The sequence below is a fragment of the Pseudomonas sp. GR 6-02 genome, assembly GCF_001655615.1.
Taxonomy (GTDB): Bacteria; Pseudomonadota; Gammaproteobacteria; order Pseudomonadales; family Pseudomonadaceae; genus Aquipseudomonas.
This window is the reverse complement of the sequence record NZ_CP011567.1, coordinates 4,378,297-4,402,614: the sequence shown is the minus strand read 5'-3', so window position 1 is coordinate 4,402,614 and position 24,318 is coordinate 4,378,297. Positions and strand designations below refer to the sequence as shown.

The window sequence follows — 24,318 nt, the reverse complement described above, 5'->3', positions numbered from 1 at the left end:
TGACAACCCTCGGGTTTTCATGCGGCCTTTTTGTTTTGGGCTTGCGGTGAGCTTGGGTGATCCATGACACTGTCAGACCTGCGTGAAGCAATTATTTCGTTGTGGAGGCTGCCGTCATGGCCCACGAACTCTATACCCGTACCAACCAGAAAATTTATTTCGCCGGCTTGTCGCTGGAAGCGCTCGCCAAGGCCGAAGAGGGGCGAGCGATGAACTCCCTGGCGCTGATTCAGGCCGGTCGCGAATCGGCGTTGTTTCACCTGTACGGGGCGCTGTTGGGGCTGTGCCATGAAATCGCCGGTTTCTATCGCTTGCCTCAGGCCAATGCGCCACGGGCAGAGATGCTGCTGACCCGCGAAGTACTCGAAACCATCGCTATTCCGGAAATGGCCGAGATGGTCGAGTTGGCGCAAAACCCTGAAACCTGGCTGGCCAAGCTGCTGTCGGCTTATGCCGCACTGTTTCAACCGCCTCGTGCTCCACACAAGCCCAAGGGTGATGTGACGCAGCCGCTTATTCTGGCCGTCAACCTGGACGAAGAAGAGGCGTCTGAAGAGCTGAGCCGGGAAGAACTGGAGAGCTGGCGCCAGAATCTGAAAAGCTTGGCGATCCGGTTTCGCGACGGGCTGAACGAGTGCTGAAAGATTGAGTGCTCGGTGAATGGTCCGCTCAAGGAAGCGTGATGTCAGAAATTTCTCTTCGTGATGGCATCTGGTCAAGATCCTGAGCGAAGCTTGGCCGATGCCTATATAATCCCTGCCTTTCGTGGAGAACAGTCCTTTATGCCAACGTCCTTTCTAGAAATTGTCGAGTTACCAGACGGCCGAATCGAGCTGCGTAGGGCCGAGGACGAGGGTTCTCTGGTTACTTTGGATTTCTCCGAGGATGCCAAGGCTTTCCTGCAAGGCCAGCACGTGGAAGTCGCCAAGGCGATGTTGAGCGTCGGTGTTCAGATGGCAGGACGCCTGGTTGAAGGCGAATTTGATAAGGAAGAGGGGCCACGGGTTCTTCATTGATCCCGCCCGTCGGATTTTGCGGATACCTCTACAGACCGGCTTCTCTATCCTTGGAGAAGCCCCGCGCTGTTCAGTGCAAACACTGTTTTGTCAGTTAACCCAACCGAATATTCAGACTTTGCGCATCCCCGGTACGGGCGGCGCTGATCAGCTGTTGCCGCGACGATGTGCTCAACGGGTTTAGCCAGCTGACGACCGTATGGCTGCGGCCAAGTCGCAAAGCTTCACAGGTCAGCTGCTGAGCGCTCTGTGTGCCGCGTGGTTGCAGCAGCAGAATGCGTTCACGGTTCAGGCCGGCGTCTCGTAGCCAGGACTGGGTCAGGCTGGCGGGCGGGGCGATCAGAGTCAGCCAGCGAGCGTCCTGATCCTGGCTCAGCTCCCTGAGGATTGGTGCCAGAAGGTTCAGGCAGTTCCCGGCCGCGCCACGCAATGACAGCTCGCTGAAGACTTCGGGCTCGGCGCTCCAAGGCGACTCGACCACTTCTTTCAGGATCGGCGCCAGCGGCTGCGCCATGAATGCCTCGAACAACGGCAGTTGGGCTTGCTGTGAAGTGTGTGGGAACTGCATAAAGCCTCCTTTAGCGGCGAATCACGCCGACGCTCAAGCCTTCGATCACCAGTTCCTGATCTTTCAGGTTGACTTCGATAGGGGCAAATTCAGGGTTTTCGGCAATCAGCCAGACTTTGCTGCCGTCGCGCTTGAAGCGCTTGACGGTCACTTCGTCGCCAATCCGCGCCACCACGATCTGACCGTTACGGGCTTCGCGGGTGGTATGGACGGCCAGTAGGTCTCCGTCGAAAATGCCGACGTCCTTCATGCTCATGCCATGGACCCGCAACAGATAGTCAGCGCGAGGGTGGAAGAACGAAGGGTTGATGTTGCAGGATTCTTCGATGTGCTGCTGGGCGAGGATCGGAGCGCCTGCTGCCACTCGGCCGATGATCGGCAGGGTAGAATCGTCGGCCTTGGCTTCGAAGCCGGGGATGCGAATGCCACGGGAGGCGCCCGGGGTCATCTCGATCGCGCCCTTGCGGGCCAGTGCCTTGAGGTGTTCTTCCGCCGCGTTGGGCGACTTGAAGCCCAGTTCCTGAGCGATTTCCGCGCGGGTTGGCGGGTAGCCGTTGTCTTCGAGGCAGCGTTTGATGAAGGCCAGAATCTCTGCTTGGCGTGGCGTCAGCTTTAGCATATTGATCGCTCTGTCTTTTTATACAGTGACTGGGATTATATACAGTGAACCGGTCTTGGCAATGCCCCTTTTTTTGCCGGCCGCTGGACGGTCATTCAGCTCGCCGATTGAAGCGCCAGTGTTGTATGGTTAAATAGCTGACCGACCATTCCCAAAACGAACCCGCCAGACTTGACAAGGCCTGGGCTGAAACGTATGTTTCAAACAAGTGTTTGTCAGGCGGAGTAGCCATGGCCCAGTCGGAAACCGTTGAACGCATTCTCGATGCTGCCGAGCAATTGTTCGCGGAAAAAGGTTTCGCTGAAACCTCGTTGCGTCTGATCACCAGCAAGGCCGGTGTCAATCTGGCGGCGGTGAACTATCACTTCGGATCGAAGAAGGCGCTGATTCAAGCGGTCTTCTCGCGTTTTCTCGGGCCGTTCTGCCTCAGTCTCGATAAAGAGCTGGAGCGCCGTCAGGCCAAACCCGAGAACAAACCGACCCTCGAAGAATTGCTGGAGATCCTCGTCGAGCAAGCCCTGGTGGTGCAACCACGCAGCGGCAACGACCTGTCCATCTTCATGCGTTTGCTGGGGCTGGCTTTCAGTCAGAGCCAAGGGCACTTGCGTCGTTATCTGGAAGACATGTACGGCAAGGTTTTCCGCCGCTACATGCTGCTGGTCAACGAAGCCGCGCCACGCATTCCTCCGATCGAACTGTTCTGGCGCGTGCACTTCATGCTCGGTGCAGCGGCATTCAGCATGTCGGGGATCAAGGCCTTGCGTGCGATTGCCGAGACCGATTTCGGCGTCAACACTTCCATCGAGCAAGTGATGCGTCTGATGGTGCCATTCCTGGCTGCGGGCATGCGTGCCGAAACCGGCGTCACCGACACCGCCATGGCCGCCGCGCAATTGCGTCCGCGCAGTAAATCGACTCCGGTAGCCGCCAAGGTTTAACCGCACACGGGTGGGCGCGGTGGCGGACATCCGCTAAGCTAGGCGCCCATGCCGACTCTCGTTTTGAACCCCCTCATTGATATCGCCGACCTGCCGGGCTCAGCCCATGGCGGCGAATTCGTGCGAGCCGGGTTTATCGTATTCAAGGAATTTCCATGACTGCTGGCCTGCAAGGCTCGTTGATGGTGGACGTCGCCGGTACCTGGCTGACGTCTGAAGATCGCCAATTGTTGCGCCAGCCCGAAGTGGGCGGCCTGATCATTTTTGCCCGCAACATCGAACACCCGCGTCAGGTGCGCGAATTGAGCGCCGCGATCCGCGCCATTCGTCCCGATCTGCTGCTGGCGGTCGACCAGGAGGGCGGTCGGGTTCAGCGGCTGCGTCAGGGCTTCGTGCGACTGCCCGCCATGCGCGCCATCGCCGACAACCCGAATGCCGAATACCTGGCCGAACAGTGCGGCTGGATCATGGCGACCGAAGTGCTCGCGGTCGGTCTCGACCTGAGCTTCGCCCCGGTGCTGGATCTGGATTACCAGCGCAGTGCGGTGGTCGGTACCCGTTCGTTCGAAGGTGATCCCGAGCGCGCAGCCTTGCTCGCCGGTGCATTCATCCGCGGCATGAACAGCGCCGGGATGGCTGCCACCGGCAAGCATTTCCCCGGTCATGGCTGGGCCGAGGCCGATTCCCACGTTGCGATTCCCAACGACGAGCGCAGCCTCGAAGAGATCCGCGCCAACGACCTGGTGCCATTCGCGCGATTAAGCAAGCAATTGGCCGCCGTCATGCCGGCCCACGTTATTTATCCACAAGTCGATTCCCAGCCTGCCGGCTTCTCCCGTCGCTGGTTGCAGGACATCCTGCGCGGCGAGCTGCAGTTTGATGGCGTGATCTTCAGTGACGACCTGTCGATGGCCGGTGCGCACGTGGTGGGCGATGCCGCCAGTCGCATCGAAGCGGCATTGACCGCCGGTTGCGACATGGGCCTGGTGTGCAACGACCGTGCGGCTGCCGAGTTGGCTTTGAGTGCCGCCCAGCGGTTGAAGGTCAAGCCTTCGGCGCGTATCGCGCGGATGCGTGGGCAGGCGTACGCCAGCACCGAATACCGTCAAGACCCGCGCTGGCTGACGGCCGTCGGCGCGCTCAAAGAAGCTCAATTGATTGATTAAGGACTTTTCGTTATGACGGTTTACGCGATTATCGGTGGCACCGGCCTGACTCAACTCGAAGGCTTGAGCATTCGTCAGTCATTGGCGGTGGACACCCCTTACGGTGCGCCTTCGGCCGAGGTGCAGATCGGTGAGTACGCCGGCAAGGAAGTGCTGTTTCTCGCACGTCACGGCCACCCGCACCGCTTCCCGCCGCATCAGGTGAACTACCGCGCCAATCTGTGGGCCTTGAAGCAGGCCGGAGCTGAAGCGATTCTCGCGGTCAACGCCGTGGGCGGGATTCATGCCGCGATGGGCACCGGGCATTTCTGCGTGCCGCATCAATTGATCGACTACACCAGCGGTCGCGAACACACCTATTTCGCCGATGACCTGGAACACGTTACACACATCGACTTCAGCTATCCCTACAGCGAACCCCTGCGTCAGCGATTAATCGCGGCGTTGGCGGCTGAAGGCGTCGGCTATAGCAGCCATGGCGTGTACGCCTGCACTCAAGGGCCACGTCTGGAAACAGTTGCTGAAATCGCGAGGCTGGAACGTGACGGTTGCGACATCGTCGGCATGACCGGTATGCCGGAAGCTGCATTGGCGCGTGAACTGGAACTGGACTATGCCTGTCTGGCGCTGGTGGTGAACCCCGCGGCGGGCAAATCGACGGCGGTCATTACCATGGCCGAGATTGAACAGGCACTGCATGATGGCATGGGCAAAGTGAAGTCGACGCTGGCGCGGGTATTGAAAGGCTAAGCTCGACACTCTCGAGCGCCAGTCTCGACGGGCTGCTGGCGAGCAATCGGTTGTTGATCGATGCGGCGATGCCGGCCATCGACTATCTGGCCGATCGCCAAGGCAAGGAAGGGCTGATCATCCTCGCCAATTCCGACGCCACCATCCTCGCCGTCGAAGTTCGCGCCGACCGTATCAAGGGCAGCGGCCTGCAAGACATCACCCTTGGCGCAGGGGCATGGTCTGGCCGTCGGCGGCCTCGACCCAGTCACCGCCGATGAGCATGCGCGGTGCGCGCTGGATGAACGCCGAGGTGGCGGGAAGCAGATAAGGGAGGGGCATGGCAAGACCTCTTGTTGTGCGTGAAAACGGGGGCTTGCTCAATGTTTGGCAATGACTGTGCCAAGTGCCGGGAAGGGGCTGATCGCCCAGTGTCGGCGGGGTTTTGAGTGATGCGAGGGGGCGGGCGACTCGCTTGGAGGTGTCGCAAATCGCGACAGCCCGATGAGACGACGAGCAACCTGTCACAGCCTTGAGACACCCGCTAATGAGGATTAGAATTTTCAGGCTAAAGGGTGAAATGACGGAGCATTTGCCCGGCATCCATCTGGCGTGAGGGAGGTAGCGATGTTCCTATCACCCCTGGAAATCCAAAACATCATCGAGCAAAGTTTTCTGCCCGCCGTGTGCACCTGTAGCATGGAGGCAGACCAGTTCCTGACGATTCGGGTCTGCGATTGCATGACCGGCAAAGTGGATCTGGTGGCCACTCACGTACCGGTATGGACACTGGACAGTCCCCATGCAATTGCATCGCTGGTGGCTGATATGCGGTTGGAAATCGAGGCTCACAAAGGCGTTCACCCGACGTTCTACAGCTGAACCGATGTCACGCCGCACCTGTCGATGGTGCGGCGTGCGTCTGTCATGTCAGGACGGGATTTTTCGGGAAATCTCATCGAACGTGTCGTTGTCTACAGCCGCCAGCAACCTTCTTCCATCCTTGAGTGTGGCCAGAAAGGTTACCTCGGTTTCCTTGCCAGCCAACATGAAGCCGGCAATTGCGCCGATAGGCCCCAGCAACATGGCCCCCGCCACGCCGAAGCCGATGACATCCTTGATGTTGTTGATCGAATCCTCGTTGGCCACTTCTACACTCTTGAACAATGAGAGCGGGAGGGTGATGCCGGGCCACGGGTGAAGCGACGTCCTGAGCGTGAAAACGCCGTCTGTGTACTCTCCATCACCCTGCAGAAAGTCCCCCGCCAGGACCGTTATGCTTGCCATGTTCTTACCCTCTGACTGGCAATCGGTGAACCCACATTTCGCGCCTGCACTGCAGCATCGTCAATCGCCGGGCGATGAAGTGTTCCGGCCGGGGGCCTCTATGCTTGTCTCACACTGCAACAGGTATCGCGATATTAGACGCGGGCGATCTCGTTCAGACGCGCCCATAAGCCAGTTATTTCAAGTAACTGATTGATTTTTATAGTGATCGTTAAGCTGGCACGCGGCGGCATCAAGAACGCCGCAGCATCAAGCCTCAGGCACCGGGCAACTCAAATCCCCTTCCTTGCACTTCAAGTAAGTCTTGAAGGCTTCGACCCGCGCCTTGGTCAGCGCCGTGGTGCAGTTGCTATAGATCAGCGGGTAAACACTGCCTCCCTCCACTCCGGACGCCGAGAACTTGCACTCGGCATCGCGAAACGCAATCCATGAGCGCTGGGCACCGACCAACAGCTTCTTGGCGTCAGGGCTGTCCTTCAATCGCGTGGTGATCTGCTGGTAAAGCGCATTCAGCTCCTTGTCGGCCGCTTTGTTCTGCTGCGCCGCGCACTGATTCATCGTTGTCTGGTCGGTGGCGTTGTCGCAGTCGACGGCATGCGCAAGAGGGGTGAACAGCAGCGGCGTCAGTGCCAGGAGCAAGCGTGGGTGCATGGGAATTCTCGCTGTGACAATTGAAAAGAGGAGGTTGCAGTGTAGCGAAGACGCAGGCTTCAGCTTGTAGAAAGGGCGCCTGAAGCCGCGAGTAACTGGTCCGCACAAACCTGGATGTCAGCGCGCCTGTGCAACTTCGCCAGCCAGCCTTCAGGGATGGCCTGCGCACCATAGTGAGCCCCGGCCAACTGACCGACGATGGCGGCAGTGGTATCGGCGTCGTCACCCAGGTTCGCGGCTTCGAGGATGGCGGCTGCAAAACTGTCAGTGTGGTGAAAGCACCACAAGGCCGCTTCCAGTGATGCAACGCAGTAGCCGCTGCCCCGGATATCGTCTTTGGACTTGTCGAGGTAGTCGCCTCGGGCGATGGCCATGACTTTTGGTTCCAGGAATATTGTCTCTGGCAGGCGCTGCAAATCCGGCTTGGTGGCGCCTAGCAATGCCTTGCGGAGCAGTTCGGCAAGCAACTGACAGCATTCAAGTGCCTCCGGCGCGGCATGGGTAGTACGCGAACTGTCTACGGAAAACGTCCTGATCCGGTCGCGGTCGGGAAAGTAGTACAAGACTACCGGCGCCAGCCGCATCAGCGAACCGTTGCCCGCCGTGTCGGGATCGGAGGAGCCTGCGAATGGCTGACCGGTTTTCTGATAACGAGCCAGCGCGTCACGTACGGTCATGCCAATGTCGAAGCATTCGCCGGTCGAACTCTGGTAACCCCATTGCCACCAGTTGAGGTAACGGCCCATCTGGTCAGCCGCATCAAAACCTTTTTTGTTCAGCAGACTTTCAGCCAGGCAAAGTGCCATGGATGTGTCATCGGTCCATTGCCCCGGCTTCAGATTGAACGGGCCGCCGCCAACCATATCGGTCAGGGGCTCGAACGAGCCGCGTGGCTGGAATTCGACACTGGTGCCGATAGCATCTGCGCAAGCAAGCCCAAACAGGGTTGCGCGATAACGCTCCGTGAGTGAAGGCTGCATGAATCTTCCTTGTAAGGTTGCACGTCGTTGCAAACGTTAGCAGTTTCAATCCGTTGACTGTGCCTTTCAAACCAGAACTTATGGCCAAAATCGAGGCCGAATATTTCAGGTACGGTTGATTGCAGCGGCCGTTTGATACAACTTTTAGGTTGGTCTTCTGGTCTTTACGGGCCTACTGTTCAATACAGGAGGTGACTTATGAACCCAGCATCAGATCGCATCGAAAGGAAGATCCTGCTCAAGGCGCCGCGCTCGCGGGTCTGGCGCATGCTGGCCAATGCCGAAATGTTCGGACAATGGTTCGGCGTGGCACTCGAAGGCAAGCGCTTTGTCGCCGGCGAGTGGACCCAGGGGCAGATTACGTATCCTGGTTATGAGCACTTGTTGTGGAATGTACTGGTGGAGCGGGTCGAGCCGGAGCGGGTGTTTTCGTTTCGCTGGCACCCGTATGCGGTGGAGCCGGAAGTCGATTACTCTCAGGAGCCCACCACGCTGGTGAAATTCGAACTCCAGGACATGGACGAAGGCACGCTGTTGACGGTCGTCGAGTCCGGTTTCGATCACGTTCCCCAGTCGCGCAGGCTCAAGGCTTTCCGCATGGACAGCCGTGGCTGGGATGAGCAGATGAACAACATCGAACAGTTTCTGGCAGAAAACACCAAGGCCCACGAGCGTCAGGGAAGTTGATGGCTGCAAGCCGCGAAATTCGCGGCTTCGGCCCATGATGGTTGATACGTCCAAGGGTTTTCGGAAGGGTGGCTATAGCGAATGTCTTACACGCGGTAGTAGCTATATCGTCTATTGCTGATTGGATCCGAAGCGTAATCTAGCCCCATCAACTGAAGCACAGGAAGTGCTCAGGGTCACGGATGATCGACCATAAGCAAGGATTGCTGCCGACAGGGAGTCGATATGGTCTTGGGAAAACCCGCTTCGGCGGGTTTTTTTTCGTCTGCAGGAAACTGCGACCGATCGCCCGTACCTGTACCCGTACTAGTAGCAGCTGCCGAACGCAGCCTTCGGCAGCTGCTACAGGGGCTGCTTTCAGGTGCTGAATGGTCAATGGCTTACACGCAGCCGCTGTTATGTCGTCTTTTGAAGCTTCGCCAATGTGTTTAATCTGGATCCATCAACTGAACACAGGACGTGTTCAGGATCACGGATGATCGACCATACGCCAGGATGGCTACCGACAGGATGTCGCAATGGTCTTGAGAAACCCGCTTAGGCGGGTTTTTTTATGGGTGTCAGAAAAGTCCGTCAGATGTCCACGACTTCATGCAGAGTCTCCCAGGGCGCGCTTCAACACGTCGAGGCTGATCGATCCCATGGCCACCCGCAGTGCAGGAGGCACATGAGTGGTCGTGGCAAAGGGTGCGGCGCTGGTCACCTGCACGCCTTTTCGTTCCAGCTCGGCAACCACCGTTTCGGCCCGCAAGCCTTCGGGCAATCTGAGCCAGAGGTAGTAGGAAGCGGGATGCGCCACCAGTTCGCAGTTTTTCAGGATTTGCCGAGCCAGGTCCTGTCGCTGCCGGGCGTCCAGGCGTTTTTGCTCTTCGAGGTTGTCGACTTCGCCGCTATCGATCCAGCGGCAGGCCAGCGCGACGGTCAGCGACGGGGTGCTCCATGTCGACACTCGGATGGCTTGCTCCAGCGCCGGCATCATCGCTTTCGGTGCAACGATGAAACCGATGCGCAGGCCCGAGGCAACGCTTTTCGACAGGCCGCTGATGTACAGCGTGCGCTGCGGGGCCAGGGTAAACAGCGGTTTGGGTGCCGGTTCTGCGAGGAAGGCATAGGCGCCGTCTTCGATGATCAGAAAGTCGTATCGCTCGGCCAATTGCACCAGGCGTTCACGGTCGGCGATGGACATCACCGTCCCCAACGGATTGTGCATCGTCGGCATGCTGTAGAGCGCCCGCACGGGGCGCCGCTTGCACAGCGCTTCCAGGGCGTCGAGGTCGGTGTGCCCGGCGATTTGCGGGAGGGCTTCGAGGTCCAGCCGATGGGCCTGGGCCAAGGTTTTCAGGCCGGGGTAGGTGAGGGCGTCGAGGGCCAGAATATCTCCCGGCTTGAGCAGTGCCATCAGCGTCACGGCAAGACCTTGCTGGGCGCCGTTGACGATCAGAACCTGATCGCCCCCCACCCGAATGTCCCGATTGCGTAAATGCCGGGCCGCCGTCTGCCGTTCATGCGGCCGCCCGCCCTGAGGCGCGGAATGCAATAGCGCATCGATATCCCCGGAGGCGGCAATCGCTCGCAAACCCTCGCGCAATAACTCGTCCTGACCGGGTACCGACGGGTAATTGAAGGTCAGGTCCACCGTGCCGATGCCCAGTGGTTGCTGTTCCAACCCCAGTCCGCGAGGCAAGGACGTGTCGCGCACAAAGGTGCCACGGCCGGTCTCGCCGACCACCAGGCCGATCGCCTCCAACTCGTGATAGACCCGCAAAGCCGTGGCCAGGGCGATCCGTTCGCTCTGCATCAACGCGCGAATGGTCGGCAATTGTGTGGCGGGTGGCAGTTCACCGCTGCGAATCTTCCCGGCGAACTGATCCACCAGGCGTTTGTAGCGAATACGGGTCATGGGTGAGCGCTCTTTGTATCTGGATCAATTTTTTGTTTGTATCAGATTGGCGCTCTAATCTACAGGCTTTCCAGGACGGAGACTTCGCTGTGATTGACCCTGCGACCTTATCGATTTTCGTCGGCGCGGTGATGCTGTTGCTGCTGTCACCCGGGCCGAACATGGCCTTCGTAATCAGCCATGGTGCCAGTTATGGCTGGCGCGGCGGTGTGGCGTCGGGATTGGGCATTGGCCTGGCCGATCTGATCCTGACGGCGCTGACCGCGATGGGGGTTACGGCACTGGTTGCCAGTTGGCCACCGGCCTTCGACCTGATCCGTTATGCCGGCGTTCTGTATCTGCTGTGGCTGGCGTTCAAGGCGTTGCAAAAGCCATCGGCCAGCGGCACGTCGGATGTTGCGCAGGTGCCGCTCAAGACCCTGCTGATCCGGGCGATGCTCAACAGCCTGCTGAACCCCAAGGCCTTGCTGTTTTTCATGGTGTTCCTGCCGCAATTCGTTAACGCGCAACGAGGCTCGATTGCCGTACAGCTGGTGCTGCTGGGCATGGTGCTGACCCTGGTCAGTGGCGTGTTTCACACCCTGCTCGGGGTTTTCGGCAGCACGGTCAGCCGGCGTATTTCCAGCACGTCGACATTCGCCACATGGCAGTCATTGGGGCTGGCCGCGGTATTGCTGTTGCTCGCCGTCAGGCTGGCCCTGATGACACGTCCGGCCTGACTCATTCACTGAAAAGGAACCTCTGCATGTACATCGCATCGTTTATCTACAAACCCGGGCAACGAGACGAGGAGTTCAACCTGTTGAGCACGTTGATCGACGAAGTCGCGATCAGCATCGAAGGGTTCGTCGGTACCCAGTCCTGGTGCTCGGCCGATGGCGAACTGGTCAACGCCAGTTACTACTGGCAGGACGAAACCTCTATCCGGGAATTCGCCAGCCACCCCAGGCACCTGGAGGCCAAGCGCCAGTACCGCAAGTGGTATGCGGGTTATCAAGTGGTGATCGCTAAAGTGGAGCGGGCTTATGGCGATGACTCGTTCGAGCTGTTTGTGCCGAATGGCCGGCGTGAGTGACTGGCTGCGGGGGGATAGCCCCCCGCGGCCATCTCTTTCACTGGAGGTCGAGTTTCGCCGCTGCACGTTCGGTGATTTCCGTACGTAATTTCAACGACCCGGCAGCGCGTTTACGGGCTTCCTCCAGTACGCCGGCTGGCGCTGTCTCGGGGCTGCCCGAAGCAAACGGCGGTGCTGGGGCGTATTCCAGCTGCAATTGCACCAGTTGCGCGGTGTCCTTATCGAACAATTCAGCGGCCAGGGTCAGGGCAAAATCGATTCCCGCGGTGATCCCGCCACCGGTCAGCAGATTGCCGTCGCGCACCACCCGATCCTTCACCGGGATCGCCCCCAACAGCCCGAGCAACTCGTGATACGCCCAGTGCGTGGTGGCGCGCTTGCCCTTGAGCAGCCCTGCCGCGCCAAGCACCAGGGCACCGGTGCAGACCGAGGTGACATACCGCGCCGTGGCGGCCTGAGTCTTGATGAAGGCCAGGGTTTGTTCATCCTCCATCAATGGGCCGACGCCGCCACCTCCGGGAATGCAGATCACATCCAGCGGCGGGCAATCGTCGAAGGTGATGGTCGGTTTCAACACCAGCCCGGTACTCGCGGTGACGGGCACCAGGTCCTTCCAGATCAGGTGCACCTTCACGTCCGGCAGCGAGGCCAGCACGTCATAAGGGCCGGTCAGGTCCAATTGTTGAACCTGTGGAAACAACAGTAAACCGATCTGCAACGTCATGGCGTTTTTCTCCTGATTGGGGTGGACGGCTTCACTGTAGGCTCGTAGGATTTGGCGAATACGCCAATAACCCCACGAATTACGCCAATCATGCCAAACCACCCGAAAACCATTCATGTGCTGGCCTTCGCCAACGTGCAAGTGCTCGATGTCACCGGGCCGTTGCAGGTGTTTGCCTCGGCCAACGACATTGCCCGCCAGCAAGGTCTGCCGCCGCCCTATGCGCCGTCAGTGATTGCCAGCGGTGGCGGGGCGGTGATGTCGTCGGCGGGGTTGGCACTGTTGGCAGAACCGCTGCCGGATCGGGGCAGCGACACCTTGATCATTGCCGGTGGCTGGGGCGTTTACGCGGCGGCGCAGGACGCGTCGCTGGTGGGGTGGGTGCGTGAGCATGCGCGAGATTGCCGGCGGGTGTCGTCAGTGTGTACCGGGGCGTTTTTGCTGGCGGCCAGCGGCTGGCTTGATGGTCGACGGGTGGTGACGCACTGGACCCGCTGCGAGCAATTGGCGCAGCAGCATCCCAAACTGCAGGTCGAACCCAACCCGATCTTCATCAACGACGGTCCGGTCTGGACCTCGGCCGGGGTTACCGCGGGCATTGACCTGGCGCTGGCCATGGTCGAACAAGACCTCGGCCGAACCATGGCCCTCGAAGTCGCCCGGCAACTGGTTGTGTTTCTCAAGCGTCCGGGGGGCCAGTCGCAGTTCAGCGTGACCCTGTCTTTGCAGAAAGAAGGCAACCGATTCGACGAGCTTCACGCCTGGATCAGCGAAAACCTCACCAAGGACCTTGGCATCCCGACCTTGGCCTTGCAGGCCGGGATGAGCGAGCGCAGCTTCGTCCGTCACTACCGCGCCGACACCGGCCAGACCCCGGCGCGGGCCATAGAACTGATTCGGGTCGAGACCGCGCGACGACTGCTCAGCGACACCGGCGTACCGATCAAACGGGTCGCGATGCAATGCGGGTTTGGTAGCGAAGAGACCCTGCGCCGCAGTTTTCTGCGGGCCATGGGCGTGACACCGCAGGCTTATCGCGAGCGGTTTTCCGTCAGCCCTTCAGCAGATCCAGTATTGCCTTGAGTGTCGCCTCGGGCGCTTCCTCGGGAATGTCATGCCCGACGCCCGCCAACACTCGGCGTTCGTAGGGGCCGGTAAAATGCTCGGCGTCTTCATCGACTTCAGGCGCGGGTCCCACACCGTCATCGGCACCGCACAGGGAAATTGTCGGCACGCTGATTGCCGGTTGTCGGGTCAGCGCTTCTTCCATCCATTCCAGCGTCGGGTCGCCGGGCGCATACATGAACCGGTGCCGGTACGAGTGAATTACTACGTCGACGAAATCCGGATTATCGAAGGCTGGCGCGCTCAAGGGATATCGTTCGGCATTTTGCGCCCAGGTCGGTGACCACAGGCGCCAGAGCAGTTCGCACAGGGCCCGGCGGTTTTGGGTCAAGCCTTCCACGCCGCGCGGGGTGTGGAAGTAATACTGATACCAGAGACGATGTTCAGTCTGCGGATCCAGAGGCTGGGTGGAGCGGGGGATGTTCTGCAGGTTGTAACCGTCCCCGGTCACCAGGCAGCGCACCCGCTCCGGCCTTAGCGCCGCGACAATGCACGCCGCCCGACCACCCCAGTCGTAACCGCACAGCGCGGCCTGTTTGATGGCGAGGGCGTCCATCAGGTCCAGTAAATCCTGGGCGAGGGCGGCCTGCTGGCCAGAGCGCAGGGTGGCGGGGGAGTTGAAACGGGTCGGGCCGTAGCCGCGCAGGTACGGGACGATCACACGGTAGCCCTTTGCGGCGAGGGCTGGCGCGATGTCGTCGTAGGCGCGGGGGGAGTAGGGGAAACCGTGCAGAAGGATGACTGGGTCACCGGTGCTGGGGCCGTGTGTTTCGCAGGCAATATCGAGGTTTGGCGTCAGGACATGTTGGATCTGCATTCGATGCTCCATGGGCTGTCTATCAACAGCTGATTCAGATCGACCCGGGCTCTTTCCTCAGGCTTCCACGTCCATCTGATTGAAGTACTTCGACCGATCCGGCGTAAATGTCACGACCATTTTGGTCCTGGAACAGGTCAACGCCCGTTCTGCGCTCAGATCAATATCCAGATCTTCCCCGCGTAACCCTTGCCATTGGGCGAGGTATTTGAGGGATCCGTATTTTTCGAGTTTCTTCAGGCTGCGGCTGACGCCACCTTTCCAACCCAGCACCGGGAGTTCGCCGGTGAGGCATTGGTGGGCGAGGTCGGGGAAGCGGGCGGCGCGCTGACGGCCGATTTCCCAGCATTTGATCAAGCCTTTGTCGGGGCCTTCCCACAGTTCAGTCCGATTCAGGCCTGATCGGAGTGGGACGTTGATGCTGCGATGGATGCGCTGGGTCATTCTGGTTCCTTGAATTCGGGTTTTGTTGGACAGCTCCGCTGTGCCCGTTGAGCGTGGATGGTAGGGATGGATGTAGGTGCTGGCAACAAGGTATTTCCGGATGTAGGAATCAGTTACCAGGTGTTGATTGGGCTGGTTTGTTTAGTGAATGTAGGCGATTGGCCTACGCAATCCTGTGGCGAAGGGGCTTGCCCCCGTTCGGCTGCGCAGCAGTCGCTAAGCCAGTAAATACGGTGCTTCTGGAGGAATGTGGTTGCAGATTTCAGGGCCGCTGCGCGCCCCAACGGGAGCAAGCTCCCTCGCCACAGGAGGTCAGTCCTGCCAGGCAGAGTGTGTTTAAGTTCATCGCGGGTAGGTCTTGATCCTACAAAAAGTGTCGTAAAAGTGGATATTTCTGACGAGTTTTGGCGGTAGTCACAACGGCGGTACCGAAGCCAGCGCCACCCACAGTTGAACGGTATACATCTGTAGGAGCGAGGCTTGCCCGCGAAGCAGTCACCTCAGTCTCAAGGCTGCCAGAAGTTCTTCTCCCCACTCAACTTCCGATCCAGAAAGCTCGCCGCGCTGATCAGCGCCAGGTGCGTCAGTGCTTGTGGTGTGTTGCCCAAGTGCCGCGCGTGGCTGTCTAGCTCTTCGGCGTACAGCCCCAACGGGTTGGCGTACCGCAGCAATTGCTCGAACTCCAGCTGCGCCTTTTCTACCTGGCCGGCGCGGGCCAGGCATTCGACGTACCAGAACGAACAGGCAGCGAAGGCGCCTTCGGTGCCGGGCAGGCCGTCGATCTGGCTGTCGTCGTTGCGGTAGCGGTAGACCATGCCCGCGCGCACCAGGTGTTTTTCGATGGCTTCGAGGGTCGCGATCCAGCGCGGATCCTTGGCGCTGACGAAGCGCACCAGCGGCATCAGCAGCATTGAGCCGTCGAGGCCGGTGCCGCCGATGTGCTGGACGAAATGCCCGCGTTCTTCGTTCCAGAAGTTGCTCCAGATGTCGGCGTAGATCGCTTGACGGGTCTGGTCCCAACGGGCAAAAGGGGCGGGCAGCGAGCGTTTGGAGGCCAGCCGGATGGCCCGATCCAGCGCTACCCAGCACATCAGTCGCGAGTGCAGGAAATGATGCTGCTCGCCGCGCATTTCCCAGATGCCAACGTCCTTTTGCTGCCAGGTTTCGCAGACCTGATCGACCACTTCCACGGTGTGTTTCCAGCCTTCGTGGGAGATCGCCTCACCGTACTTGTTGACCAGGTACACCGCGTCCATCAGCTCGCCGAAGATGTCGAGCTGGATTTGTTCGTAGGCCTGATTGCCGATGCGCACCGGCGTCGCGCCGCCATGGCCGGACAGGTGCGAAAGTTCGGTTTCCGGCAGTTCCTGGCGGCCATCGATGGCGTAGAGAATATTGAGTTTCATCGGTTTACCCCGGCAATCACTGACCCTGCCGCGCAGCCAGCGCATGTAGGCGTTGGCTTCCTCGACGAAGCCCAGGCGCATGAAGGCGTAGACGGTGAACGAGGCGTCGCGGATCCAGGTGTAGCGGTAGTCCCAGTTGCGTGTGCCGCCAGGTGTTTCCGGCAGACCGAAGGTGGCGGCGGCGAGGATGGCGCCGTGTTTGCGCGAGGTCAGCAGCTTCAGCGCCAGGGCCGAGCGATTGACCATTTCCCGCCAGCGCCCGCGGTAATTGGACTGGCCGATCCAGTCGCGCCAGAACTTCAGGGTGCGCTCCAGGCACAGATCGGCGGCGCCTTCCTTGAAGCGCGGATCGTCAACGCCGCCGAGCAAAAACTCGGCGCTCTGGCCCTGTTCGAGGGTGAATTCGGCAATCGCTGCGTTGCCCTCGACGCGCAAGGGCTGATCCGCACACAGCTGCATGGGCGGCTGACCGGTGGCCTCGAAATACACACTGCGGCCGCGCGCCCGCGCCTTGGTGTGAGCCCGCGCATAGTCATGACGCAGGTTGCACAACATCTGAATCGTCGCTTGACCGCTGACCACGCGCACCCGGCGCATCAACATCGGCAAATCATCCTCGCTGTCGCCGATGGGCAGCAGGTCGGTGACTTCGACCACCGCATGATCGCTGAGCCAGCGGGTTTGCAAGACGTTGGTGTCGGGCAGGTAAATCTGCTCGCGGCGGGCGTCGGGCAGGTCCGGAGCCAATTGGAAGATGCCGGCTTCGGGGCTGTCCAGCAGCGAGCAGAAGATCGACGGGCTGTCGAATTCCGGCCAGCAGAAAAAGTCCACGCTGCCCTTGTCGTTGACCAGCGCTGCGCTGCGCATGTCGCCAATGATGCCGTGGGCGTCGATCGCGCTTTGTCGTTCGGAATGATCAGCCATTGCCGCAGAACTCCGGGAATCGAGGGCCTAACCAGCTGACTGGTTAAAGCCACAGAGAGTTCATTTGGCGCCGAACCGCGTTCACACTCAACCAACAATTCGGCGCTTTCCCGCAGACCGACGCTGTGGCAAGTTGCAGGCCCTTGTTGAGGCCCGATCCCATGGCAAACCCCTACCGCGAGCTGTTCCACGCCCCAGGCGCCCGTGCCTTTGTGCTGGCCGGGATGATCGCGCGCATGCCGATTTCCATGACCGGCATCGGGCTGATCACCATGCTCTCGCAGCTCCAGGGCGGTTATGGCCTGGCGGGCTCCATCGCGGCGACTTTTGCCCTGGCCACGGCGTTTTGTGCGCCGCAGGTTTCGCGGCTGGTGGACCGTTTTGGGCAAGGCCGGATCTTGCCGCTGTCGGCACTGGTCGGTGGCGGGGCGCTGTTGATGTTGTTGCTCTGCACCCGCTTGCAGGCACCGCACTGGACGTTGTTTGCGTTCGCCGCGCTGGCCGGTTGCATGCCGAGCATGTCGGCGATGGTGCGGGCACGCTGGACCGAGTTGTATCGCGGTCGCCCTGAGTTGCAAACCGCCTATGCGCTGGAGTCGGTGCTGGATGAGGTGTGTTTTATCGTCGGGCCGCCGCTGTCGGTGGGGTTGTGCGTGGTGGCGTTCCCCGAGGCGGGGCCGTTGGCGGCGTTGCTGATGCTGGCGATCGGGGTCACGGCGCTTGTGTTGCAGCGCGGCACCGAGCCGCCAGTGCATCCCCATGAAGAACACCATCAGGGTTCGATCATCCGCTCGAGCGAGATCCAGTTGTTGATGCTGTTGATGGTTGCCATGGGCACCATTGTCGGTGTGGTGGATGTGGTCAGCGTTGCCTTCGCCGCGCAGCAGGGGCAACCGGCGGCCGCGAGCATTGTGCTGTCGGTGTATGCCATCGGTTCATGCCTGGCCGGGTTGGCGTTCGGCGCGCTGCGCTCGAAACTGCCGCTGCCGTTACTGTTTCTCTATGGCGGGGTGGCGACGGCGGTGACCACGTTGCCGTTGCTGCTGGCGGCGAATATTGTCGGCTTGTCGCTGGCGGTGTTCGTTGCCGGGCTGTTCTTCGCTCCGACCCTGATTGTGGCGATGGCGCTGGTGGAGCGCATCGTGCCGCCGGCCAAACTCACCGAAGGCCTGACCTGGCTGGTCACCGGTTTGAGCATCGGCGTGGCGATCGGCGCGGCCAGTTCCGGCTGGCTGGTGGATGCGTTCGGGGCGCGCAGCGGGTTCTGGGTGTCGATTGCCGCGGGTGCCGTGGTGTTGGGGGCGGCGGTGCAGAGTTTCCGTCATTTGAAATAGCCCGCTGCTCCCGTAAGGGATTACCAGCCTCTTCCCGAATTCACCCAGAAATTCACCGACAACGATGTCGAGACCGATTCCACCTGATGGAACCAGCCTTCGGGCAGAAACAGCAGGTCGCCGGCCTCCAGGGTTACTCGCAGAAACGTCACGTCTTGCGCGCCGGGGAAACGCTGGTAATCCGGCGCATCCGGGTTGAAATCACAACCGTCGAGCCCGCCCTGCGGGGCTGTCGACCAGGTGCCGAGGGCTTCACGGTGATGGGGCGCGGCGAGGGTGAAGGTTTTCTGGCCCCAGACCTGAGCGAACAGGTTGTCGGTGTCGTCGCGGTGCAGCGGTGTCAGCGTGCCCTTGGGGCCGATCCAGATGCGGGGCGGGATGAACAGCGCTTGATCGAAGTAGGGCGGGTACTTGATCTGCTCCATCAACTGCGCCGGCAGGATGTTATTGCCCATGTACGCCGGAGGTTCGCCATCGGCGCTTTTCACTGCCGGGGTGTCCAGCGAAGCGATGAACTCGGCCATGGAGGTGGAGCGGAAATCCCGCTCCGTGGAGAAGGTTTTCTTCACGTAATCGCCGTGGCGGGTGATGCCTTGCAGTTCGGCGAAATGCACCAGCGATTCTTCGCGGCTGAGCTTGAACAGGGGCCAGTCTTGCAGGGCATCGCTGATCACCAGCGGAATCCCGTGGGGCAGGTAGCGCGTCTCGAACTCCAGCACTGACAGTTCGCGACGTGGCCGACGCTCCACCGAGCGTTGGGGCGACAGGCTGGCGGAGACCTTTTCGCTGAAACGCGGCGGGGTCGGGTAGCGCTTGTTCATGTCGACCTTTTCCACCACGCCGCCACCGTGGCGGGCGTGATCGATGATCTGCGGCAGCATCGTCGCCAGGCCCATGTTGCCACCGATTTTCAAGCGGCCGCTGGCGAACAGTTCCTCGACATTGGCCATGCCGCCCATGATTCCGAGAAAGTCCTGTTCCGCGACTTCGATGGTCACGTCGGGGCTGGCATGACGGCCGGCTTCGGTGCGGCTGCTGGCCTTGACCTCGGACCAGTACGCCTGATGCGGGCCGAACACGAATTGAAAAACCCCTTCGATGCCGACGGCACCGGCATTGGCGAACAGTTTGCCCAGGATGGTCTGCAGGTCCACGGCGACGCCTCTTGTTGGTTTTGGTCTGAGCTGGTTTTGGTTTGAACTGATTCTGGTTTGAAGAGAAACGAGCACCTGCAGCGGAGATTTAACCGACGCTGACTAATTTGCGCTCCTCGCGGGTCGTCTTCCCATACAGACGACTTTTTGAGGTAAACGTGGTGACCAAGCTGACCCTGCTGTGCCTGCCGTATTCTGGCGCCAGTGCCATGGTCTACAGCCGTTGGCGACGCAAGTTGCCGCAGTGGCTGCAGTTGCAACCGGTGGAGCTGCCGGGGCGGGGCGCACGGTTCGGCGAACCGCTGCACACCGACATGCGCGCGCTGGCGATGCAATTGGCCAGGGAGTTGCGTTCGACGCTCAAGGCGCCTTACGCCCTGTTTGGTCATAGCCTGGGCGCCTTGCTCGCGTGTGAGCTGGCCCACGCCTTTCGTGCGCTGGGTTGTCCGGAACCGGTGGCGCTGTTTGCCTCGGGGACGGCGGCGCCAACAATGCGGGCCGATTACGATCGCGGCTTTGCCGAGCCGAAAACCGATGCGCAGTTGATCGAGCAGCTACGAACGCTCAATGGCACCAGCGAAGAGGTGCTGGCCAATGAAGAGCTGATGAGCCTGACACTGCCGATTCTGCGTGCGGATTTTCTATTGTGTGGGCGTTTTCAGCCGGTGCAGCGGCCATTGCTCAAGTGCCCGGTGCATGTGCTGGGTGGTAAGGCCGACAAGGCCACCACCGAACAGTTGATCGGCTGGAGCAGGGAAACCCTCGGCAGCTTTTCGGTGGACATGTTGGCCGGTGGGCACTTCTTCATTCATGAGCACGAAGCCAAGGTGCTGCGGGTGATCAAGGATCAGCTGGAGGTTCACCATCGGCGGCATGCCTTGGCGGCTGTCGGTTAACACGATGCTTCAGTTTGGTGATCTCTGTGGCGAGGGAGCTTGCTCCCGCTGGGTTGCGAAGCAACCCTAAAACCTGCGACCTCGCTGTGTCAGGAATACCGCATTCGCCGGTTTACGATTGCTGCGCAGCCGAGCGGGAGCAAGCTCCCTCGCCACAGGTCTGTGTTCGGCCGTCATTTCTTCGCCGCACCGCCGATTCCAGCCGCTTCGACCTCCCTTCTTGATACTTGTTCTCAAACGCTAATTTTTCCGGTCTGCATTCGTTTCATAGGGACGACGTGCCTTTGTGCTTCCTGCCTACTGATCCGGATGCTAAGAAATGAATGCTGAAGACTCCTTGAAACTTGCTCGCCGGTTTATCGGGTTGCCCCTGGAAAAGCGCCAGATGTTCCTTGCGGCCTTGCACAAGGAGGGCGTGGACTTCGCCCGTTTTCCGATTCCGCAAGGGGTCGAGGCCGAGGACCGGCAAGCGCTGTCCTACGCCCAGCAGCGCATGTGGTTCCTCTGGCAACTGGACCCGCACAGCGGCGCCTACAACTTGCCGGGCGCAGTGCGCCTGACTGGGCAACTGAACCTGCCGGCCCTGGAGCAAGCGTTCGCCAGCCTGGTGGCGCGTCATGAAACCCTGCGCACGGTGTTCCAGCGCCAGGCCGACGAGTCCCTGCAACAGGCACCTGCCAGTGCGCCGTTGGTGATCGAGCAAATTGATTTCAGCGCGCTGCCAACCCTTGAGCGCGAACAGGCCGTGGCCGAGGCCGCCCAGCAGCAATCGTTGCTGCCGTTCGATTTGGCCGTCGGGCCGCTGCTGCGGGTCAAGCTGCTCAAGCTCGCCGAGCAGGAGCACGTGCTGCTGCTGACCCTGCACCACATCGTTTCTGATGGCTGGTCGATGAACGTGTTGATCGACGAGTTCATCCGCTGCTACGACGCCCATGATGCCGGCGCGCAACCGCAGCTCGCGCCGTTGCCGATTCAATACAGCGACTACGCCTTGTGGCAACGCCGCTGGCTGGAGGCCGGCGAGCAGGCGCGGCAGCTGGAATACTGGCAAGCCCAATTGGGCTTCGAGCATCCGGTGCTGGAGCTGCCCACCGATCACCCGCGCCCGGCGATGCCCAGCTATCGCGGCACGCGTTATGAGTTCGGCGTCGACGGCCCACTGGCCGAGCAACTGCGAGCCACCGCGCAGAAGCACAACATCACCTTGTTCATGCTGTTGCTTGGTGCGTTCAACGCGTTGCTGCACCGTTACACCGGGCAGACCGACATCCGCGTCGGCGTGCCGATCGCCAACCGCAATCGCGGTGAAATCGAAGGCCTGATCGGTTTCTTCGTCAACACCCAAGTGCTGCGCACCCGGCTCGATGGCCAGACCCGCGTGGCGGATTTGCTCAGTGACATCAAGGAAACCGCCCTCGGCGCCCAGGCCCATCAGGACTTGCCATTCGAGCGGCTGGTGGAAGCGTTGAAGCTGGAGCGTAGCCTCAGCCATACGCCGTTGTTCCAGGTGATGTACAACCATCAGCCGCAGGTGGCGGACATTTCCACGGTGACCACCGCCTCAGGCCTGGAGCTGGGCGTGATCGAATGGGAAGGGCGCACCACCCAGTTCGACCTGACCCTGGACACCTATGAAAAGGCCGGCACACTGCATGCCGCGCTGACCTACGCCAATGACCTGTTCGATGCGCCGACCATCGAGCGCATGGCGCGGCACTGGACCCATTTGCTGCACGGCATGGTCAACGACAGCCAGCAGCGCATCAGCGATTTGCCGTTGCTTGAAGCCGAGGAATACCAGCGCATCGTCCATGATTGGAACCGCGCTGACGAAGGTTTCGCCGATGATCTGTGCATTCATGAGCTGATCGCCAGGCAGGTCGCGGCCATGCCGGACGCGCTTGCGGTGACCTTCGCGGCCAAGCAACTGACTTACGCCGAGCTCGACAGCTGCGCCAACCACCTCGCCCACAAGCTGATCGAGTTGGGTGTGGGGCCGGAAGTGCGGGTCGGCGTGGCGATGCAGCGTTCCGACAGCTTGCTGGTAGCGCTGCTGGCGGTGCTCAAGGCCGGTGGCGCTTATGTGCCATTGGACCCGGATTATCCAGCCGACCGCGTGGCCTACATGCTCGACGACAGCCGCGCGTTGGTGCTGCTGACCGAGCAGGCTGTTGCGGCAACGTTGAACGTGACGGCGGGCACTCAAGTGCTGCTGATGGACAACGCCGAGTCGTGGCTGGCCGCTTACCCGAGCAGCGCACCGATGACCCGCGTCACGCCGGATAACCTGGCCTATGTGATCTACACATCCGGCTCCACCGGCAAGCCCAAAGGCGTGGCCATCGCCCATCGCAACGTATTGGCGCTGATCGACTGGTCGCAATCGGTGTACAGCCGCGACGACATTCAGGGTGTGCTTGCCTCGACCTCGGTGTGTTTCGACCTCTCGGTGTGGGAGCTGTTTGTCACCCTGGCCAACGGCGGTTCGGTGATCATCGCCCGCAACGCCCTGGAGTTGCCGCAACTGTCGGCCCGCGATCAAGTGCGTCTGATCAACACCGTGCCGTCGGCGATCAATGCGTTGCACAGTGCCGGGCAGATTCCGCCGGGCGTGCGCATCATCAACCTCGCCGGTGAGCCGTTGAAGCAATCGCTGGTCGACGCGCTGTATCAGCAGCCGACCGTGGAGCATGTCTACGACCTTTACGGCCCGTCGGAAGACACCACCTATTCCACCTGGACCCGTCGCGAAGCGGGTGGCACGGCGAACATTGGTCGCCCGCTCAAACACACCGCCAGCTATTTGCTCGACGCCGATCTGCACCCGGTGCCGCAAGGCGTATCGGCCGAGTTGTACCTGGCCGGTGCCGGCATCACCCGGGGTTACCTGGGGCGGCCGGGCATGACCGCCGAGAAGTACGTGCCGAACCCGTTCGCCAGCAACGGCGAGCGTCTGTATCGCACCGGTGACCTGACCCGCTATCAGGTCGACGGCGCGTTGCAATACGTCGGTCGCATCGACCATCAGGTCAAGGTTCGTGGTTTCCGCATCGAGCTGGGTGAGATCGAAGCGCGGCTGTTGCAGCAGGACGCGGTACGCGAACTGGCGGTGCTGGCTCAGGATGGCGCCAGTGGTCAGCAACTGGTCGCCTACATCGTGCCGACCGATGCCGCGGTGTTGGCGGACGATGCCGATGCTCAAGCGAGCCTGCGCGAAACCCTGAAAGCCGCGCTGCGCCGCCATTTACCGGACTACATGGTCCCGGCGTATCTGCTGTTCCTCGAACAATTGCCGTTGACCCCCAACGGCAAGCTCGACCGCAAGGCCTTGCCTGCGGTCGACGGCACCCAGCAACAACGTGAACACGTGGCGCCACGCACGGCGCTGGAAAAGTCGCTGGCAACGATCTGGCAAGACATTCTGGCCATCGACAACGTCGGCCTGGAAGACAACTTCTTCGAGCTGGGCGGCGACTCCATTGTGTCGATGCAAGTGGTCAGCCGCGCGCGCCAGGCGGGCATCCTGTTGAGCCCCAAAGACCTGTTCCAGCACCAGACTATCCGCAGCCTGGCGCAAGTGGCCCGCAGCGGCGAGCAGAACCTGATCGATCAAGGTCCGGCTGTTGGCGCGGTGGCCTTGGCGCCGGTGCAGCACTGGTTCTTTGAGCAAGCCATCCCTGAGCGTCATCACTGGAACCAGTCGCTGCTGCTGGTGCCGCGCGAAGCGCTGGATGCCGGGGCGCTGGATCAGGCGTTGGTGCAGTTGCTCCAGCATCACGATGGGTTGCGTCTGCGTTATCAACAGACCGATGCCGGTTGGCAGCAGGCCTATGACGCAGCGTCTGTTGAGTCGGTGTTGTGGCAACGCTCGGCGCAAT

Annotated in this window: 24 protein-coding genes and 1 pseudogene (1 of these 25 only partly in view); 14 read left to right on the top strand and 11 right to left on the bottom strand. The window is 60.8% G+C overall.

Features of this window, described 5'->3' with window-relative positions; translation table 11 throughout:
- Positions 1 to 116 precede the first annotated feature (116 nt).
- Positions 117 to 641, top strand: coding sequence for a DUF6586 family protein (locus PGR6_RS19260; RefSeq protein ID WP_064619098.1), 525 nt, complete (start codon positions 117 to 119; stop codon positions 639 to 641).
- A 141-nt stretch (positions 642 to 782) separates the two neighbouring features.
- Positions 783 to 1,016, top strand: coding sequence for a hypothetical protein (locus PGR6_RS19255; RefSeq protein WP_007933173.1), 234 nt, complete (start codon positions 783 to 785; stop codon positions 1,014 to 1,016).
- 94 nt (positions 1,017 to 1,110) lie between these two features.
- On the opposite strand, the gene sulA is transcribed toward PGR6_RS19255, so the two are convergent.
- Entirely contained in the window at positions 1,111 to 1,584 is a 474-nt protein-coding gene (gene sulA, locus PGR6_RS19250) for an SOS-induced cell division inhibitor SulA (protein WP_064619094.1), read from the bottom strand.
- Between the two features lie 10 nt (positions 1,585 to 1,594).
- Entirely contained in the window at positions 1,595 to 2,203 is a 609-nt protein-coding gene (gene lexA / locus PGR6_RS19245) for a transcriptional repressor LexA (protein ID WP_026286346.1), read from the bottom strand.
- Between the two features lie 230 nt (positions 2,204 to 2,433).
- Here lexA and PGR6_RS19240 point away from each other — a divergent pair, with 230 nt between their 5' ends.
- The 5 genes and pseudogenes from PGR6_RS19240 to PGR6_RS19220 all read left to right on the top strand — a co-directional run bounded on the left by PGR6_RS19240 (position 2,434) and on the right by PGR6_RS19220 (position 5,918).
- Positions 2,434 to 3,141 (top strand): TetR/AcrR family transcriptional regulator, encoded by a 708-nt coding sequence (locus PGR6_RS19240; protein ID WP_018925321.1) that lies wholly within the window; start codon positions 2,434 to 2,436, stop codon positions 3,139 to 3,141.
- A 155-nt stretch (positions 3,142 to 3,296) separates the two neighbouring features.
- The gene (nagZ, locus tag PGR6_RS19235) at positions 3,297 to 4,307 is read left to right on the top strand and encodes a beta-N-acetylhexosaminidase (protein WP_019579917.1); all 1,011 of its coding nucleotides are present in this window, start codon (positions 3,297 to 3,299) and stop codon (positions 4,305 to 4,307) included.
- 12 nt (positions 4,308 to 4,319) lie between these two features.
- Positions 4,320 to 5,057 carry an S-methyl-5'-thioinosine phosphorylase gene (locus PGR6_RS19230; RefSeq protein ID WP_019579918.1) on the top strand — a complete coding sequence of 246 codons (738 nt, stop codon included), beginning with the start codon at positions 4,320 to 4,322 and terminating at the stop codon, positions 5,055 to 5,057.
- Positions 5,058 to 5,068: 11 nt separating this feature from the next.
- A pseudogene (locus PGR6_RS19225) lies at positions 5,069 to 5,293 on the top strand (sigma-54-dependent Fis family transcriptional regulator); the annotation flags it as partial.
- A gap of 370 nt (positions 5,294 to 5,663) precedes the next feature.
- Positions 5,664 to 5,918, top strand: coding sequence for a DUF1652 domain-containing protein (locus PGR6_RS19220; RefSeq protein ID WP_018925324.1), 255 nt, complete (start codon positions 5,664 to 5,666; stop codon positions 5,916 to 5,918).
- A gap of 48 nt (positions 5,919 to 5,966) precedes the next feature.
- Here PGR6_RS19220 and PGR6_RS19215 read toward each other — a convergent pair whose 3' ends face one another.
- From PGR6_RS19215 to PGR6_RS19205, 3 genes are all read right to left on the bottom strand, one after another.
- A complete protein-coding gene (locus PGR6_RS19215; protein WP_018925325.1) occupies positions 5,967 to 6,323 on the bottom strand; it encodes a hypothetical protein in 357 nt (118 codons plus the stop codon).
- Between the two features lie 249 nt (positions 6,324 to 6,572).
- Complete coding sequence (locus PGR6_RS19210; RefSeq protein ID WP_018925326.1) at positions 6,573 to 6,974, bottom strand: lysozyme inhibitor LprI family protein; 402 nt, start codon at positions 6,972 to 6,974, stop codon at positions 6,573 to 6,575.
- 59 nt (positions 6,975 to 7,033) lie between these two features.
- A complete protein-coding gene (locus PGR6_RS19205) occupies positions 7,034 to 7,954 on the bottom strand; it encodes an ADP-ribosylglycohydrolase family protein (protein ID WP_018925327.1) in 921 nt (306 codons plus the stop codon).
- Between the two features lie 198 nt (positions 7,955 to 8,152).
- On the opposite strand from PGR6_RS19205, the gene PGR6_RS19200 reads away from it, so the two are divergent.
- Positions 8,153 to 8,641 (top strand): SRPBCC family protein, encoded by a 489-nt coding sequence (locus PGR6_RS19200; RefSeq protein WP_018925328.1) that lies wholly within the window; start codon positions 8,153 to 8,155, stop codon positions 8,639 to 8,641.
- A gap of 589 nt (positions 8,642 to 9,230) precedes the next feature.
- On the opposite strand, the gene PGR6_RS19195 is transcribed toward PGR6_RS19200, so the two are convergent.
- Positions 9,231 to 10,541: an aminotransferase-like domain-containing protein gene (locus PGR6_RS19195; protein WP_064619091.1), complete on the bottom strand. Its 1,311-nt coding sequence runs from the start codon at positions 10,539 to 10,541 to the stop codon at positions 9,231 to 9,233.
- Positions 10,542 to 10,630: 89 nt separating this feature from the next.
- Here PGR6_RS19195 and PGR6_RS19190 point away from each other — a divergent pair, with 89 nt between their 5' ends.
- Both PGR6_RS19190 and PGR6_RS19185 read left to right on the top strand, forming a co-directional pair.
- On the top strand, positions 10,631 to 11,260 hold the full coding sequence (locus PGR6_RS19190; protein ID WP_018925330.1) for a LysE family translocator: 630 nt from the start codon (positions 10,631 to 10,633) through the stop codon (positions 11,258 to 11,260).
- A gap of 26 nt (positions 11,261 to 11,286) precedes the next feature.
- On the top strand, positions 11,287 to 11,616 hold the full coding sequence (locus PGR6_RS19185; protein WP_018925331.1) for an antibiotic biosynthesis monooxygenase: 330 nt from the start codon (positions 11,287 to 11,289) through the stop codon (positions 11,614 to 11,616).
- Positions 11,617 to 11,653: 37 nt separating this feature from the next.
- Here the strand turns inward: PGR6_RS19185 and inhA are convergent, their stop codons facing one another.
- A complete protein-coding gene (gene inhA / locus PGR6_RS19180) occupies positions 11,654 to 12,340 on the bottom strand; it encodes an isonitrile hydratase (RefSeq protein ID WP_064619088.1) in 687 nt (228 codons plus the stop codon).
- 90 nt (positions 12,341 to 12,430) lie between these two features.
- On the opposite strand from inhA, the gene PGR6_RS19175 reads away from it, so the two are divergent.
- Positions 12,431 to 13,423 carry a GlxA family transcriptional regulator gene (locus tag PGR6_RS19175; RefSeq protein ID WP_064619085.1) on the top strand — a complete coding sequence of 331 codons (993 nt, stop codon included), beginning with the start codon at positions 12,431 to 12,433 and terminating at the stop codon, positions 13,421 to 13,423.
- Here PGR6_RS19175 and PGR6_RS19170 read toward each other — a convergent pair.
- The 3 genes from PGR6_RS19170 to PGR6_RS19160 all read right to left on the bottom strand — a co-directional run bounded on the left by PGR6_RS19170 (position 13,392) and on the right by PGR6_RS19160 (position 17,056).
- A complete protein-coding gene (locus PGR6_RS19170; protein WP_082920885.1) occupies positions 13,392 to 14,282 on the bottom strand; it encodes an alpha/beta fold hydrolase in 891 nt (296 codons plus the stop codon). The two genes, PGR6_RS19175 and PGR6_RS19170, sit on opposite strands and share 32 nt — an antisense overlap.
- 57 nt (positions 14,283 to 14,339) lie before the next feature.
- Complete coding sequence (locus tag PGR6_RS19165; protein ID WP_064619081.1) at positions 14,340 to 14,726, bottom strand: hypothetical protein; 387 nt, start codon at positions 14,724 to 14,726, stop codon at positions 14,340 to 14,342.
- A 506-nt stretch (positions 14,727 to 15,232) separates the two neighbouring features.
- Positions 15,233 to 17,056, bottom strand: coding sequence for a glycoside hydrolase family 15 protein (locus PGR6_RS19160; protein ID WP_064619079.1), 1,824 nt, complete (start codon positions 17,054 to 17,056; stop codon positions 15,233 to 15,235).
- 161 nt (positions 17,057 to 17,217) lie between these two features.
- On the opposite strand from PGR6_RS19160, the gene PGR6_RS19155 reads away from it, so the two are divergent.
- On the top strand, positions 17,218 to 18,390 hold the full coding sequence (locus PGR6_RS19155) for an MFS transporter (protein ID WP_064619073.1): 1,173 nt from the start codon (positions 17,218 to 17,220) through the stop codon (positions 18,388 to 18,390).
- 20 nt (positions 18,391 to 18,410) lie between these two features.
- Here the strand turns inward: PGR6_RS19155 and PGR6_RS19150 are convergent, their stop codons facing one another.
- Positions 18,411 to 19,544 carry a cupin-like domain-containing protein gene (locus tag PGR6_RS19150; protein WP_018925338.1) on the bottom strand — a complete coding sequence of 378 codons (1,134 nt, stop codon included), beginning with the start codon at positions 19,542 to 19,544 and terminating at the stop codon, positions 18,411 to 18,413.
- 158 nt (positions 19,545 to 19,702) lie between these two features.
- Between PGR6_RS19150 and PGR6_RS19145 the strand changes: the two genes are divergently transcribed.
- Together PGR6_RS19145 and PGR6_RS19140 are read left to right on the top strand one after the other, a co-directional pair.
- Positions 19,703 to 20,440, top strand: a complete 738-nt coding sequence (locus PGR6_RS19145; protein WP_064619070.1) for a thioesterase II family protein — start codon at positions 19,703 to 19,705, stop codon at positions 20,438 to 20,440.
- Between the two features lie 319 nt (positions 20,441 to 20,759).
- Positions 20,760 to 24,318: the 5' portion of a non-ribosomal peptide synthetase gene (locus tag PGR6_RS19140; RefSeq protein WP_064619067.1), read on the top strand. The gene runs 8,813 nt beyond the window's last position; 3,559 of the gene's 12,372 nt are visible here — the first part of the coding sequence; the start codon lies at positions 20,760 to 20,762; its stop codon lies beyond the right edge, outside the window.

What these genes read in the sequence shown, in the direction of transcription:
- PGR6_RS19260 (WP_064619098.1), top strand. Translation starts at nt 117, where the DNA reads ATGGCCCACGAACTCTATACCCGTACCAACCAGAAAATTTATTTCGCC.
- PGR6_RS19255 (WP_007933173.1), top strand. Translation starts at nt 783, where the DNA reads ATGCCAACGTCCTTTCTAGAAATTGTCGAGTTACCAGACGGCCGAATC.
- sulA (WP_064619094.1), bottom strand. Translation starts at nt 1,584, where the DNA reads ATGCAGTTCCCACACACTTCACAGCAAGCCCAACTGCCGTTGTTCGAG.
- lexA (WP_026286346.1), bottom strand. Translation starts at nt 2,203, where the DNA reads ATGCTAAAGCTGACGCCACGCCAAGCAGAGATTCTGGCCTTCATCAAA.
- PGR6_RS19240 (WP_018925321.1), top strand. Translation starts at nt 2,434, where the DNA reads ATGGCCCAGTCGGAAACCGTTGAACGCATTCTCGATGCTGCCGAGCAA.
- nagZ (WP_019579917.1), top strand. Translation starts at nt 3,297, where the DNA reads ATGACTGCTGGCCTGCAAGGCTCGTTGATGGTGGACGTCGCCGGTACC.
- PGR6_RS19230 (WP_019579918.1), top strand. Translation starts at nt 4,320, where the DNA reads ATGACGGTTTACGCGATTATCGGTGGCACCGGCCTGACTCAACTCGAA.
- PGR6_RS19220 (WP_018925324.1), top strand. Translation starts at nt 5,664, where the DNA reads ATGTTCCTATCACCCCTGGAAATCCAAAACATCATCGAGCAAAGTTTT.
- PGR6_RS19215 (WP_018925325.1), bottom strand. Translation starts at nt 6,323, where the DNA reads ATGGCAAGCATAACGGTCCTGGCGGGGGACTTTCTGCAGGGTGATGGA.
- PGR6_RS19210 (WP_018925326.1), bottom strand. Translation starts at nt 6,974, where the DNA reads ATGCACCCACGCTTGCTCCTGGCACTGACGCCGCTGCTGTTCACCCCT.
- PGR6_RS19205 (WP_018925327.1), bottom strand. Translation starts at nt 7,954, where the DNA reads ATGCAGCCTTCACTCACGGAGCGTTATCGCGCAACCCTGTTTGGGCTT.
- PGR6_RS19200 (WP_018925328.1), top strand. Translation starts at nt 8,153, where the DNA reads ATGAACCCAGCATCAGATCGCATCGAAAGGAAGATCCTGCTCAAGGCG.
- PGR6_RS19195 (WP_064619091.1), bottom strand. Translation starts at nt 10,541, where the DNA reads ATGACCCGTATTCGCTACAAACGCCTGGTGGATCAGTTCGCCGGGAAG.
- PGR6_RS19185 (WP_018925331.1), top strand. Translation starts at nt 11,287, where the DNA reads ATGTACATCGCATCGTTTATCTACAAACCCGGGCAACGAGACGAGGAG.
- inhA (WP_064619088.1), bottom strand. Translation starts at nt 12,340, where the DNA reads ATGACGTTGCAGATCGGTTTACTGTTGTTTCCACAGGTTCAACAATTG.
- PGR6_RS19175 (WP_064619085.1), top strand. Translation starts at nt 12,431, where the DNA reads ATGCCAAACCACCCGAAAACCATTCATGTGCTGGCCTTCGCCAACGTG.
- PGR6_RS19170 (WP_082920885.1), bottom strand. Translation starts at nt 14,282, where the DNA reads ATGCAGATCCAACATGTCCTGACGCCAAACCTCGATATTGCCTGCGAA.
- PGR6_RS19165 (WP_064619081.1), bottom strand. Translation starts at nt 14,726, where the DNA reads ATGACCCAGCGCATCCATCGCAGCATCAACGTCCCACTCCGATCAGGC.
- PGR6_RS19160 (WP_064619079.1), bottom strand. Translation starts at nt 17,056, where the DNA reads ATGGCTGATCATTCCGAACGACAAAGCGCGATCGACGCCCACGGCATC.
- PGR6_RS19155 (WP_064619073.1), top strand. Translation starts at nt 17,218, where the DNA reads ATGGCAAACCCCTACCGCGAGCTGTTCCACGCCCCAGGCGCCCGTGCC.